Source organism: Tsukamurella paurometabola, assembly GCF_900631615.1.
Taxonomy (GTDB): Bacteria; Actinomycetota; Actinomycetes; order Mycobacteriales; family Mycobacteriaceae; genus Tsukamurella; species Tsukamurella paurometabola_A.
This window is the reverse complement of sequence record NZ_LR131273.1, coordinates 1996192-2010081: the sequence shown is the minus strand read 5'-3', so window position 1 is coordinate 2010081 and position 13890 is coordinate 1996192. Positions and strand designations below refer to the sequence as shown.

At 71.4% G+C, this 13890-nt stretch carries 10 protein-coding genes; 5 read left to right on the top strand and 5 right to left on the bottom strand.

Annotation, left to right across the window (positions count from 1 at the left end):
- The first annotated feature begins 32 nt into the window (after positions 1–32).
- Both ELY19_RS10030 and ELY19_RS10025 read left to right on the top strand, forming a co-directional pair.
- Entirely contained in the window at positions 33–1526 is a 1494-nt protein-coding gene (locus ELY19_RS10030; RefSeq protein ID WP_126196057.1) for a flavin-containing monooxygenase, read from the top strand.
- Positions 1527–1608: 82 nt separating this feature from the next.
- Positions 1609–3246 (top strand): serine/threonine-protein kinase, encoded by a 1638-nt coding sequence (locus ELY19_RS10025; protein ID WP_126196056.1) that lies wholly within the window; start codon positions 1609–1611, stop codon positions 3244–3246.
- A 97-nt stretch (positions 3247–3343) separates the two neighbouring features.
- Here ELY19_RS10025 and ELY19_RS10020 read toward each other — a convergent pair whose 3' ends face one another.
- Complete coding sequence (locus tag ELY19_RS10020; protein ID WP_126196055.1) at positions 3344–4564, bottom strand: DNA polymerase III subunit delta'; 1221 nt, start codon at positions 4562–4564, stop codon at positions 3344–3346.
- A gap of 52 nt (positions 4565–4616) precedes the next feature.
- On the opposite strand from ELY19_RS10020, the gene ELY19_RS10015 reads away from it, so the two are divergent.
- Positions 4617–6146 carry an adenylate/guanylate cyclase domain-containing protein gene (locus ELY19_RS10015; protein WP_227966723.1) on the top strand — a complete coding sequence of 510 codons (1530 nt, stop codon included), beginning with the start codon at positions 4617–4619 and terminating at the stop codon, positions 6144–6146.
- Here the strand turns inward: ELY19_RS10015 and topA are convergent, their stop codons facing one another.
- The 3 genes from topA to ELY19_RS10000 form a co-directional block, all read right to left on the bottom strand.
- Positions 6147–9101: a type I DNA topoisomerase gene (topA, locus tag ELY19_RS10010; protein ID WP_126196054.1), complete on the bottom strand. Its 2955-nt coding sequence runs from the start codon at positions 9099–9101 to the stop codon at positions 6147–6149.
- 171 nt (positions 9102–9272) lie between these two features.
- Positions 9273–9851: a hypothetical protein gene (locus tag ELY19_RS10005; protein ID WP_126196053.1), complete on the bottom strand. Its 579-nt coding sequence runs from the start codon at positions 9849–9851 to the stop codon at positions 9273–9275.
- A 134-nt stretch (positions 9852–9985) separates the two neighbouring features.
- Complete coding sequence (locus ELY19_RS10000; protein WP_068523077.1) at positions 9986–10189, bottom strand: cold-shock protein; 204 nt, start codon at positions 10187–10189, stop codon at positions 9986–9988.
- A 369-nt stretch (positions 10190–10558) separates the two neighbouring features.
- On the opposite strand from ELY19_RS10000, the gene sftH reads away from it, so the two are divergent.
- Positions 10559–12874 (top strand): DNA 3'-5' helicase SftH, encoded by a 2316-nt coding sequence (gene sftH / locus ELY19_RS09995; protein WP_518166001.1) that lies wholly within the window; start codon positions 10559–10561, stop codon positions 12872–12874.
- Position 12875: 1 nt separating this feature from the next.
- Here sftH and ELY19_RS09990 read toward each other — a convergent pair whose 3' ends face one another.
- The gene (locus ELY19_RS09990; protein WP_126196052.1) at positions 12876–13205 is read right to left on the bottom strand and encodes a TfoX/Sxy family protein; all 330 of its coding nucleotides are present in this window, start codon (positions 13203–13205) and stop codon (positions 12876–12878) included.
- Positions 13206–13274: 69 nt separating this feature from the next.
- On the opposite strand from ELY19_RS09990, the gene ELY19_RS09985 reads away from it, so the two are divergent.
- The gene (locus tag ELY19_RS09985; protein ID WP_126196051.1) at positions 13275–13769 is read left to right on the top strand and encodes a tetratricopeptide repeat protein; all 495 of its coding nucleotides are present in this window, start codon (positions 13275–13277) and stop codon (positions 13767–13769) included.
- Positions 13770–13890: the final 121 nt, after the last annotated feature.

Sequence of the window (13890 nt, the reverse complement as noted above, 5' to 3'; positions counted from 1 at the left end):
ATCACTGAGCCCTCGGACCAGGAGAGACAAGCATGACGAGCACCACCCCCGAGCACCTCGACATCATCGTCATCGGTGCCGGCATCTCCGGCATCGGCGCCGGCCACTACATCACCACCGAGCTGCCCGGAAAGTCCTTCGCGATCCTCGAGGGCCGCTCGACCTTCGGCGGCACGTGGGACCTGTTCAAGTACCCCGGCATCCGCTCCGACTCCGACCTGCACACGTTCGGCTACGAGTTCAAGCCGTGGGAGTCCAAGGACTCCATCGCCGACGCGCACAAGATCCTCGACTACCTGCAGGAGACGATGGTCGAGAACGACCTCGTCGACAAGGTGCGTTACGACCACCGGGTGGTCTCGGCCGACTGGTCGAGCGAGGACGGCCGCTGGACCGTGCAGGTCGACCACGCCGGCGAGCGGATCGCACTCACCGCGAACTGGGTGCTCTTCGGCAGCGGCTACTACGACTACGAGCAGGGCTTCACGCCCGAGTTCCCGGGCCGCGACACGTTCGCCGGTCAGATCATCCACCCGCAGTTCTGGCCCGAGGACCTGGACTACAGCGGCAAGAAGGTCGTGGTCATCGGCTCCGGCGCGACCGCGGTGACCCTGGTCCCGTCGCTCCTGACCAGCGACAAGCCCGCCGCGCACGTCACCATGCTCCAGCGCACGCCGACGTACATCATGCCGGTGCCCAAGCAGGACCCGATCACCAACACGCTGCACAAGGTCTTCGGCCACAAGATCGGCCACGACCTCAGCCGCAAGCGGTTCATCTGGCAGCAGCGCGGCGTGTACGTCTTCGCGCAGCGCTTCCCGGACCTCGCGCGCAAGATCATCCGCAACGAGAACGCCAAGCGCCTCCCCAAGGGCTACCCGGTGGACGTGCACTTCAACCCGCCGTACAACCCGTGGGACCAGCGCCTGTGCGCCGTCCCCGACGGTGACCTGTTCAAGGCCATCCGCTCCGGCAAGGCGTCCGTCGCGACCGACACGATCGTCACCTTCGACGAGACCGGCATCGAGCTGGCGAGCGGCGAGCACCTCGACGCCGACATCATCGTCACCGCGACCGGTCTCAAGCTGAAGCTGCTCGGCGGCGTCACCCTGTCGGTCGACGGGCGCGACGTGGACATCCCCAACGCTGTCATCCACCGCGGCGCGATGCTCTCCGGCGTCCCGAACGCCGCGCTCGCCATCGGCTACACGAACTCGTCGTGGACGCTCAAGGTCGGGATGCTGTGGAAGTACGTCACCCGCCTGATCACGACGATGGACGCACAGGGCCTGGACACCGCCGTCGCGGTCGCCGATCCCGACATGGCGACGCGCCCCGCCCTCGACTTCGAGGCCGGCTACGTCCAGCGCGCCCTCAAGGAACTGCCCCGCCAGGGCGAGGCCGACGACTGGCGCATGTCCATGAGCTACTTCGAGGACGCCAAGCGCCTGACCAGCGAGCTCTCGTTCGGCGAGGAATCCGGCCTGCGCCTGAGCTCGAGCAAGCACGCCAAGGTCGCCGTCTGACCTGCGGCGATCGCCGCGCCCGCCCGTCTACCGCTACCGTTGACTCGGTGCGGCCGACGGGCGGTTGCGTTTGAGGGAGCGGATGAACGAGCAGCAGATCGCGGGCTACCGGGTGGTCCGTAAGCTCGGCGGCGGCGGGATGGGCGAGGTGTACCTCGTCCAGCACCCGCGCCTGCCCCGGCAGGACGCGCTGAAGCTGCTGCACACCTCGGTCAGCAGCAATCCGCAGTACAAGGCGCGGTTCGACCGCGAGGCCTACGTGCTCGCGCAGCTCAACCACCGCAACATCATCCACCTGTACGACCGCGGCGAGGTCGACGGCCGGCTGTGGATCACGATGGAGTACGTCGCCGGGCCGGACACCGCGCGCATGGTCGCCGAGCGCGGCCCGATGCCGCTGTCCCTGGCGATCGACATCGCCGACGGTGCCGGCGCCGCCCTGGACTACGCCTACCGCCGCGCGAACATCACCCACCGCGACGTCAAGCCCGCCAACATCCTCGTGGCCTTCGACTCCGACGGTGCGCCGCAGGTCAAGCTCGCCGACTTCGGCATCGCCAAGGCCGCGGGCGACGCGGTGGGCGTCACGTCGACCGGGATCACCGTCGGGACCATGGCGTACATGTCGCCCGAGGCCTTCGACAACAAGATCCTCGACAACCGGGCCGACCTCTACTCGCTCGGCTGCACCGTCTTCGAGCTGCTCACCGGCGAACCGCCCTTCCCCGGCGACTCCCCCGCCGCGGTCATCGCGGCGCACCTGAACCAGCCCGCGCCGAAGATCACCTCCCGCAATCCCGCGCTGCCCGGGCACCTCGACGCGGTCTTCCGCAAGGCCCTCGCCAAGCGGCCGGAGGACCGGTACGCCACGTGCGCCGAGTTCGTCGCCGGGCTGCGCGGCGAGGCACCGTCGTCGATCCCGGGCACCGCACAGCAGCCGATCCCGGCCGGCACCGCCCAGCAGCCCGTGTACACGGGCGAGCACACGGGCGCCCACGCCGGGCCCGGGACCGCGCCCTACCCGGGGCCGCCGACGGGGCAGTACGTCCCGACCGGCGAGTACCCCGGCCCGCACACCGCGGCGCAGCCCGCGCCCACGCGCGCGGAGCAACTGCCCGCCTCGGCCCGGCAGGAGCCCCCGGCGGCGCCGGCGCCCGTGCAGCCCCGCCGCTGGGGCCGGGCCTTCGCCGCACTCGCCGCCGTCGTGCTCATCGCACTGGCCGCCGGCGTCGTCTACCTGGTGAAACCGTCGATCGGCGGTGGGTCGTCGGGCGGCGGCGCGACACTGTCCGCGTCGTCGATCAAGCTCGTGAACTTTCAGGGCACCAACGATTCGTCGCCGAACCTCAAGAACGTGCTGACCGGCGACTCACCGTCGTGGCGCACCGATCAGTACTTCAGCGGGCCCAAGTTCGGCGGGCTCAAGTCCGGTGTCGGTTTCCTCATCACCCTGGACCGGGAGGCCTCGGTCACGTCCGGCACCATCTCCTCGCCCAGCGCGGGTTCGACGGTGGAAGTGCGGACATCGCCGTCCGCTTCGGTGAGCTCGCTCGATCAGACCGAGACGATCTGGGACGGCGAGCTGCGCAGCGGCGACACCGAGTTCTCCGCGAGCAATGCTGCGAAGACGCGCTACGTGCTGGTCTGGATCACCGGGCTGTCGCAGAGCTCCGGCAAATGGCAGACCACCATCGAACGGGTGCAACTCCGCGGGAACTGACGAACGCTGCCGGCACCCGTGAGCGCTGCCGGCTACCGGTCGCGGTGGTGGATATCGGCAGCGTTGCGGCGTCCCCGCTGTCGCGCGGCGCGGCGGGTCAGCGGCGGTGGTCCCGCAGCGCGGTGGAGACGCCCGCGGCCATCGCGTCCAGCGCGACGACGGGCTTGACGTTGAGGTCGATGGCCTCGCGGCACTCGAGCACCGACTCCACGCAGCGCAGCAGCCCCTCGGGCCGCGCGTAGCCGGCGAGCCGGCGGGTCTGCTCCGCCTCGTCGGGATGCATCAGCGTGACCTGCGCGCCCGTGCCCTGCACGAGCGCGTCGCGGAACAGCGCGGCGAGGTCGATGAGGGCGCGGTCGAGGGCGTCGCGCACGGCGCGGGTGCCGCGCGCCTTCTGCCGCTTCTCCAGGTCCTTGAGCTGCCCGGCCGAGCCGCGCATCACGCCCGCGGTGCCGCGGCCCACGCCGCCGGCCCCGAGCGCCGTTTTGAGGTCCTCGGTCTCGCGCTCGTTGAGGTCGGCGTTGAGCTCCTTGGCCGTGCTCTCCGCGTCGCGCAGCAGTTGCTCGACGACGCCGTACACGCCCTCGGAGGTGGCCGCCCGCGCCAGGCCCAGCGCCTGCTTGCGCTGCTTCTGCGCCTCCGGGTCGGTCGCGAGCCGCTTCGCCCGCCCGACGTGCCCGCCGGAGACGCCCGCCGCCCAGGCCGCGCGCTCGGCGTCGATGCCGTCCCGCTCCAGCACCGCCGCGATCGCGGGCGCCGAGGGTGTGACGAGCGGCACGTGCCGGCACCGGGACTTCAGCGTGACGGAGATGTCCTCCGGGTCGACGGTCGGCGCGCACAGCAGCACGATCGTCTGGGCCGGCGGCTCCTCGACCATCTTCAGCAGGGCGTTGCCCGCCTGCTCGGTGAGCCGGTCGGCGTCCTCGATGAGCACGATCTGCCAGTGCCCGACGGACGGCCGGCGCGACGCGTCGGCCACCACCTCGCGCATCTGCTTGACCGCGATGGAGAGGCCGTCGGGCGCGATGGACCGCACGTCGGCGTGGGTGCCGGCCAGCACCGTCGTGCAGGCGCGGCAGCGGCCGCAGCCGGGCTCCTCGGGATCGTCGCACTGCAGGGCGGCGGCGAGCGCCCGGGCCGCGACGGACCGCCCCGAGCCGGGCGGACCCGTGAACAACCAGGCGTGGGTCATGGACGATCCGGCCAGATCGGCGACCGTGCCTCCGCTCGCGACGACCTCGCGCGCGGCGGCCGCGGCGGCCCGCAGGCCCGCCACCACCGCTTCCTGCCCCACCAGGCGATCGAACACTGAGCTCACCCCCACACCCTAGCCCTCCCGTCCGACGCCGAGCGCAGGCTAAGTTGGAGCGGTGGCAGCACCGAAGAGCAGACTCAGTCGCGCACTGCGACTGGCGCGGTGGCTCGCCAAGACCCCCTGGCCGATCTTCGCGCTGGACATCCTGCGCTCGAACATCCTGGGTGCGGTCTTCGTCTTCGGCTTCCTCCGGTTCGCCCTGCCCGTGCAGCAGTCGGTGCAGCTGCAGGAGATCAGCGGCGTCAACCTGCTGGTCTTCATCACCTACCTGGTGGCCGCGAGTGTGCTCGGCATGCTCATCGGGCTGCGGCTGGTGCTCCCCGTGCTGCGCTGGCACCGGCGCAGCGCCCCGTACGACCCGGCCATCTCCCGCCGCGCCCTCGCCATCCCGCTGCGGATGGCGCTCATGCAGGCGATCTTCTGGCTCATCGGCGGCGCGATCTTCGTCGTCATCAACTACCACTCGCCGGGCGGCATCCGCGTCGTCGTCGCCCTGACGGTGCTGCTCGGCGCCACGACGACGTGCGCGCTCAGCTACATGCAGACCGAGCGGGTGCTGCGGCCCATCACGGTCGCCGCGCTGGCGCAGGAGCCGCAGGGGTCCGCGGGCCTGTCGGTGACCACGCGCATCCTGCTCAGCTGGGTGCTCGGCACCGCGACGCCGATCGTCGGCATCATCATGGTCATCGTCTCGCAGGAGATGGGCGTCATCGACCCGGACGCCCCGACGCTGGTCAACCCGGTGTTGCTGCTGTCGGTGGTCGCGCTCGCCGCCGGCCTGCTCGGCACCGTCCGCGCCGCGAAGTCCATCGGCGATCCGATCCGCGACCTGTTCCGCGCGCAGCGCAAGGTCCGCGACGGCGACTTCACGGCGTCGGTGAAGATCTACGACTCCAGTGAGCTGGGCCTGCTGCAGGCGGGCTTCAACGACATGGTGCACGACCTGGCCGAGCGGCAGCGGATGCGCGACATGTTCGGCCGGTACGTCGGGCAGGACGTCGCGCGGCAGGCTCTCGAACACGGAACCCACCTGGGAGGCGAGATCAACGAGGTCAGCGTGCTGTTCGTCGACCTCGTGGGATCGACGAAGATCGCGGTCACCGAGGAGCCCGCGGCCGTCGTGGACCTGCTCAACGACTTCTTCAAGGTGGTCGTCGACCTCGTCGACCTGCACGGCGGTTTCGTCAACAAGTTCCAGGGCGACGCGGCGCTGGCCATCTTCGGCGCCCCGCTGCCCCACCCGGACGCCGCCGGCGCCGCGCTGGCGGCGGCGCGGGAGATGCGGATCCAGCTCGGCGACGTGCTCGGCGGCACCGGCTTCGGCATCGGCGTCTCGGCGGGCCAGGTGGTTGCCGGGCACATCGGCGCGAAGGCGCGGTTCGAGTACACCGTGATCGGCGATCCGGTGAACGAGGCCGCCCGCATCACCGAGATCGCCAAGTCGGAGCCGTCATCGCTGCTCGCGGCCGGCCGGGCGGTCGAGGCCGCGACGCCCGCCGAGCAGGCCCTGTGGGTGCTCGGCGAGGCGATCGAGCTGCGAGGGCGCGGCCAGCTCACGCGGCTGGCGCGCCCCGTCGACGACTGATCAGACGGTCTCGTCCGCGGGCGCCTCGACGGCCTTCGTGGGGGCCTTCTTCGCGGCGGTGGTCTTCTTCGCGACCGTCTTCTTCGCGGTCGTCTTCTTCGCCGCCGCCTTCTTGGCCGTGGCCTTCTTCGCCGGAGCCTTCTTCGCGGGCGCCTTCTTGGCCGCCGCCTTCTTGGTGGCCTTCTTCTTCACCGGTCCCCGCGCGCGACGGTCCGCGAGCAGCTCGGAGGCGCGCTCGTCGGTGATGGTCGCGACCTCGTCGCCCTTGCGCAGCGAGGCGTTGGTCTCGCCGTCGGTGACGTACGGGCCGAAGCGGCCGTCCTTGATGACCATCGCGTTGCCCGAGACCGGGTCGTTGCCCAGTTCGCGCAGCGGCGGCGCGGCGGCCGCGCCGCGGCCCCGTCGCTTGGGCTCCGCGTACAGCTTGAGCGCCTCCTCGAGGGTCACCGTGAACATCTGCTCCTCGGTGGCCAGCGAGCGGGAGTCGGTGCCCTTCTTCAGGTACGGCCCGTACCGGCCGTTCTGGGCGGTGATCTCCTCCTTGGACTCCGGGTCGACGCCCACGACGCGCGGCAGCGACAGCAGTCGGAGCGCGTCCTCGAGGGTCACGGTCTCGATGTCCATGGACTTGAGCAGCGAGCCGGTGCGCGGCTTCGGCGCGTCGGCCTTCTTCTTCCGCGTCTTGGGCTTCGCGGCCTCGGCGTCCAGGTCCTCGGCCTCGGGGTCCTTCTCCGGCTCGGGGAGGATCTCGGTGACGTACGGGCCGAAGCGGCCCTCCTTGGCGACGATCTCGTGGCCCGTGGCCGGGTCGATGCCCAGCGGGCGGCCGTCCTGCGGGGTCGCGAAGAGCTTCTCCGCGACCTCCTCGGTGAGTTCGTCGGGGGTCATCGACGCCAGGATGTTGGCGCGCTGGACCTGGGGTTCCCCCTCGCCGTCCTTCGGTGCGACGGTGCGCTCCAGGTACGGGCCGTAGCGGCCCACGCGCACGTACACGACGTTGCCGTCGGGGTCGGTGTAGAGGGGGATCGAGTTCACCGCGCGGGCGTCGATGGCGTCGAGGTTCGCGGCGACGAGGTTCTTGAGGCCGGGGCTGTCGGGGCCGGGGCCGTCGGCGCCGGAGACGGCCGCGCCGTCGCCGTCGGGCCCGCCGTCGCCGAAGTAGAACCGGGTGAGCCAGTCGACGCGGCCCTCGCGGCCGCCGGCGATCTCGTCGAGATCGTCCTCCATCGAGGCCGTGAAGTTGTAGTCGACGAGGCCGCCGAAGTGGCCCTCGAGCAGCCCGATGACCGCGAAGGCCACCCACTGCGGGACGAGGGCGTTGCCCTTCTTCACGACGTAGCCGCGGTCCTGGATGGTCTTGATGATCGACGCGTAGGTCGACGGTCGGCCGATGCCCAGCTCTTCGAGGGTCTTGACCAGCGAGGCCTCGGTGTAGCGCGCGGGCGGGCTGGTCACGTGATCGGCGGCGGCCAGTTCGGCGGCCGTGACGGTCTGGCCCTTGACGAGCTGCGGGAGCCGCGATTCGGCGTCGTCGGCCTCGCCGCCGGCCTGGTCGTCGACGGTCTCGACGTAGGCGGAGAGGAAGCCGGGGAAGGTGATGGTGCGGCCCGACGCGGCGAACTCGACGTTCTCGCCCGACGACGCGGTGCCGCCGATCCGCAGGCTCAGCGTGGTGCCCTTGACGTCGGCCATCTGCGACGCGACGGTGCGCTGCCAGATCAGCTCGTAGAGCCGGAACTCGTCGCTGTTGAGCACGGATGCGAGCGCGCCCGGCGTCTGGAAGGTCTCGCCGGCGGGGCGGATCGCCTCGTGCGCCTCCTGCGCGTTCTTGACCTTGCGGGTGTACTGCCGCGGGGTCGGGTGCACGTACTCGGCGCCGTACAGCTGCCGCGCCTGGTCGCGGGCCGCGGCGATGGCGGTCTCCGACAGCGTGGTCGAGTCGGTACGCATGTAGGTGATGTAGCCGCCCTCGTAGAGCCGCTGCGCGATCTGCATGGTGCGGTCGGTGTTGAACCGCAGCTTGCGGCTCGCCTCCTGCTGCAGCGTCGAGGTCATGAACGGCGCGTAGGGCTTGCGGGTGTACGGCTTCTCCTCGACGGAGGTGACCGTCAGGCTGGCGCCCTGCAGGCCTGCCACCAGGGCGTTCGCCCGGGCACCGTCGAGCACGGTGATGCCGGTGGGCTTCTTGAGCTGCCCCTGGGCGTCGAAGTCGCGGCCGGTGGCGACGCGGTCGCCGTCGACGGTCACGAGGCGCGCGCCGAAGGTGCGCGGGGTCGCCTCGGCGCCCGCGTCGAGCTGGGCGGCGATGTCCCAGTACCCGGCGGTACGGAAGGCGATGCGCTCGCGCTCCCGGTCGACGATGATGCGGGTCGCCACGGACTGGACGCGGCCGGCGGAGAGGCCCTGGTTGACCTTGCGCCACAGCACGGGGCTGACCTCGTAGCCGTAGAGGCGGTCGAGGATGCGGCGGGTCTCCTGCGCGTCGACGAGGTTCATGTCGAGTTCGCGCGGCTCCTGCGCGGCGGCCTGGATGGCCTGCTGGGTGATCTCGTGGAAGACCATCCGCTTGACCGGCACCTTGGGCTTGAGCACTTCCTGCAGGTGCCATGCGATCGCCTCGCCCTCGCGGTCACCATCCGTCGCGAGGTAGAGCTCGTCGGCCTGCTTGAGCAGGGACTTCAGCTCGGAGACGGTGGAGCGTTTGCTGGCGGAGGTGACGTAGTGGGCCTCGAAGTCGTGGTCGACGTCGACGCCGAGGCGGGCCCAGGGCTTGCCCTGGTCGGCCTCGGGGAGCGGGTTGTCGCGGCTCGGGAGGTCGCGGATGTGGCCCATCGACGCCCGGACCGTGTAGTTCGGGCCGAGGAAGTCGCCGATCTTCTTGCCCTTGGCGGGGGACTCCACGATCACCAGGCGCTGCAACCCGTCGCCGCCTGCTGCCTTCCCACGTGCCGCCATGGACCCTCCTGATCTGTTCCGGTGGCACCTGCGTCACCACCTCGACCCCTTGCGTCACTTCCGACGTAGGCGGTCACTCCGGTGCTCATTCTGCCGCACCTCGGGCCCCACCTTATATACAGGGGCCGCTGCACGCCTCATGGATTGTCGAGCGACGATCCGATCCGCGCCTCAGGGCTGCGGCCAGTGGGCGGGCGCGTCGGGGTGCGCGGGCGGGTCGCCGATGCTCTCGCGCAGCCGCAGGAGGCGACGGTGCCCGGACACCCGCAGGGCGGGTTTCGTCCCGCGGGTGCCCACCAGGGTGGGTGCCACGCCGGCGCGCATGAGGGCGGTGGCGAGTACGGGCGCGCTCTCGGGCGCGTGCGGGTCGAGCGCGAGCAGGTAGTGCACGCCGTCGACGTCGCCGCCCGCGAGCGCCCAGGCGCGGAGCGCGCGCGGGCCGGGCACCCAGGTCGACGGTGCCGTCTTGATCGCGCCGCGCGTCCAGGCGACGGCCATCGGCTGCAGCTCGGGCGTCGCGAGCGTCCGGACCAGGGGGTTCCCCTCCTCCGACGTGTCGAACTGCGACCGCAGGCCGGCCTCCTCGATCATCACGGCGATGGCCTCGGCGCGCCACTGGTCGGCGACGACCACGGAGACGCGCGCGCTCCCGCCCACCTGCACGATCTGCCCCGTCGACGCGAGCAGGCCCGCGAGGTCGCGGGGCGACGGCTCGGTCTGCTCCGCGGAGAAGAGTGACAATTGGGACACGTGATGAGCCTAGAGGGCCGTGAGGTGTCGCGGCACGGCCGACACGTCGATCGCGCCGTGAAATGCACAGCACCCCTCCACCGGGAAGGCGGAGGGGTGCTGCGAGAAACTCTTATCGCGTGGTGCGGGGTTTCTTAGAGAGCGCGGACGCCGGTGGCCTGCGGGCCCTTGGTGCCCTGGCCGACCTCGAACTCCACGAGCTGGTTCTCCTCGAGGGTACGGAAGCCGTTGCCCTGGATCTCCGAGTAGTGGACGAACACGTCATCCGAGCCGTCGGCCGGTGCGATGAAGCCGAAGCCCTTCTCCGCGTTGAACCACTTCACAGTTCCCTGTGCCATTGAGATGTTTCCTAACTTGTCTTTCTACCGGTGTAGGAACCGTTCCCCGAGATAGGGCGCGGCTCCTGGCCGGTTCCGGCCGCCATACTTTCTGGAGCCGTTTGCGGAGACCGCACACAAAAACCTTCAGTACCACGCCCGCAACATCGATCCCCCGATGGTCCCTGACGGACCCCCGGCGGGAGCTGCGACCGCATACAGTCAATCACGATTTCCGGGCGAGCGACAGCGGGCGGAGCGATTTCGCCTTCCGTTAACCCGCCGTCCCACCGGACGACGGTCCGTTCTCGCCGCGACTAGACTGGACGATCGGGTCGTTCCGGGCCGCTCCGGCCGCACGGACGCCAGGTCGATTCGGGGGCGAACACGGTGGAGCACAACACCTTCGGCAGGGAGCTACTCGCCCGTGTCATGGCGGGCGCGGGTCCCGGCACCGAGAGCCTCACACATGTGGCGGACATCCCGTCACGCCGAGCGGAATTCGCCCCCTGGCCGGACTGGGTACCGCCGCGCGTGCGCGCGGGCCTCGTCGACGAGGGCGTGCGGGAGCCGTGGCGACACCAGGCCGAGGCGGCGGAGCACGCGCACGCGGGCCGGCACGTCGTGATCTCGACGGGGACCGCCTCCGGCAAGTCCCTGGCCTACCAGCTGCCGGTGCTGGCGGCGCTCGCCGAGGATCCGCGGGCCACGGTGCTGTACCTGTCACCGACGAAGGCACTCGGCACCGACCAGCACCGGGCGGCGGTCCGGCTGACGACGGCGTACGGCCCGGCCGATGCCTCCCCCGCCATGTACGACGGGGACACCTCTCAGGAGATGCGCCGCTGGGCGCGCTCCGACAGCCGTTGGGTGTTCACCAATCCGGACATGCTGCACGTGGGAATGCTTCCGCGGCACGCGAAGTGGGCGCGGTTCCTGCGCGGCTTGCGGTACGTGGTGGTCGACGAGTGCCACCACTACCGCGGTGTCTTCGGCTCGCACACCGCGCTCGTCCTGCGCCGGTTGCTGCGGGTGGCCGCGAAGTACGGCAGCACCCCCACGGTGATCTGCGCGTCCGCGACCACGTCCGACCCGGCCGGCGCCGCCTCGCGCCTCATCGGCGCGGAGTGCGTTGCCGTGACCGAGGATTCGTCGCCGCACGGGCCGCGGACCGTCGCGCTGTGGGAGCCGCCCCTGCTGCCCGACCTGGAGGGCGAGAACGGCGCGCCGGTACGGCGCCCCGCCACCACCGAAGCGGCGCGGATGCTGGCGGATCTGGTGGTCGAGGGGGCGCGGACGCTCGCCTTCGTCCGGTCCCGACGGTCCGCGGAGACCGTCGCGCTCTCCGCCCGGCGGATGCTCGCGGAGGCGACGCCCGAACTGGCCGAGCGGATCGCCGCCTACCGGGCCGGCTACCTCGCGGAGGATCGCCGCCGGCTGGAGCAGGGCCTGAACGACGGCGCGCTGCTCGGCGTGGCCACGACGAACGCGTTGGAGCTGGGTGTGGACATCGCCGGCCTGGACGCGGTGCTCATGGCGGGCTTCCCCGGCACCGTCGCCTCGTTCTGGCAGCAGGCGGGCCGCAGCGGGCGACGAGGCCAGGGCTCGCTGATCCTGTTGATCGCGCGCGACGATCCGCTGGACACCTACTTGGTGCACCATCCGGAATCCCTGCTCGGACGGCCGGTGGAGGCGACGATCACCGACCCGTGGAACCCGTACGTGCTGGGCCCGCAGTTGCTGTGCGCCGCGAGCGAGATCCCGCTCACCCGTGCGGAGGTGGCGAGGTTGGGCGCGGTGGACGTGGCGGGCCGGCTGGTGGCCGACGGCCTGCTGCGCGAGCGGCCCGCGGGCTACTTCCCGGCGGCCGGGATCGATCCCCATGCGGGCGTGAACATCCGGGGCGGTGCGGGCAGCGAGATCCTCATCGTCGAGGAGGCGACCGGCCGGCTGCTGGGGACCGTCGACTTCACCCGGGCGTTGTCGACGGTGCACGAGGGCGCGGTGCACGTGCACCAGGGCGAGTCCTACGTCGTCGACGAGCTGGACCTCGACGACGGGCTGGCGCTGGTGCACGCGGAGGAGCCGGAGTGGACGACGTCGGCGCGCGAGGACCTGGACGTGCACGTGACCGCCGTGCACGCCACGGAGGTGCTGGGCGACGTCACGGCGCGGTTCGTCTCGGTGCAGGTGACCAGCCGCGTGGTCGGGTACCTGCGGACGCTGCGCAGCGGCGAGGTGATGGACGCCGTGGAGCTGGACCTCCCGGAGACGACCCTGGCGACCCGCGCCGCGCTCATCACGCTCAGCCCGGAGGTGCTGGAGGGCGCCGGCCTGGTGCCGGAGCGGTGGCCGGGCGCGTTGCATGCGGCCGAGCACGCGGCGATCGGCCTGCTGCCGCTCGTCGCCTCGTGCGACCGCTGGGACATCGGCGGCCTGTCGACGGCGCTGCACGACGACACCGGCCTACCGTCGATCTTCGTCTACGACGGTTACCCCGGCGGCGCGGGTTTCGCCGAGCGGGGCTACGAGTCGATCGCGACCTGGCTCGTCGCGACGCGGGACGCGGTCGCCGCCTGCGAGTGCCCGTCCGGCTGCCCGTCGTGCGTGCAATCACCCAAGTGCGGCAACGGGAACGACCCGCTCGACAAGGAGGGCGCCGTGCTCGTGCTCGACCTGGTGCTCGCTGCGGTGGCCGCGGGCTGACTCACGTGCGCGACAGGGACCGGGCGTAGTCGACGGTGCGCCGCACCCACTCCGCGAGCTCGGTGTCCGAGGCCGTGGCCTCGGAGTCGAGGTCCAGCCAGCCGCGCATCTCCCTGCCCCGCATGATCGTGCGCGTCACGTGCGGGCCGAGCAGGTCATCGGTGGTCTCCGGGTCCAGGTGCACCATGGCCTCGCCCTTGCTGTTCGCGGCGATCGCCATGTGCCCGTCGACCAGGAACGCGAGCCCGCCGAACATGCGCTTCTCCACCACGCCGGGCCGGCCGTCGATCGCGTCGCGGATCCTGTCCGCCAGTCCCTCGTCGTACGCCATGAGTTCAGTGTGCGCCGGTACCGGCCCGGATGCAGCAGTCCGCCGGTACCGGGAACTACGGTTGATCGCATGACGGGCGGCCGAACGGCGTGGGAGGACGAGATCGAGGCGACCTGGCGACGCCTGGGGACCGAGGAACCCGCGGCGTTCCTCGCCCGGATGGAACGGACCGTCGCGCGCCCCGGCGTCCCCGAGGGCGTCCGCCTGTTCGAGATCGCGGGCGCGCACGACGCGCTCGACCAGCCGGATCTCGCCGTGCGGGGTTATCGCGCGGCACTGGATTCCGGCCTCGACGACCACCGCGCGCGCCAGGCGACGATCCAGCTCGCGAGTTCCCTGCGCAATCTCGGCGAGCCGCGAGAGGGACTGCGGCTGCTCGAGACGCTCGGCACCGGTCACGGTGACGGCCTCGACGACGCGATCGTCGTCTTCCGCGCGCTCATGCTCGCGGACCTCGGGCGCGAGCGCGAGGCCCTCGCCGCCACGATGCACGCCCTGGCGGAGCACCTGCCCCGGTACGGGATCTCCGCCCATGCCTACGCCGACGCCCTGATCCGCGACTGAGCGAACGGGATTCAGGGAGCCCGCGCGCACCTCGACCGCCGCCGGCCGCGTCGGGTCCGGCCGGCCGGAAAACCACGCGACACCGCTCCGGGCGCGCTCTACCGTGAAAGCACGATGTCCA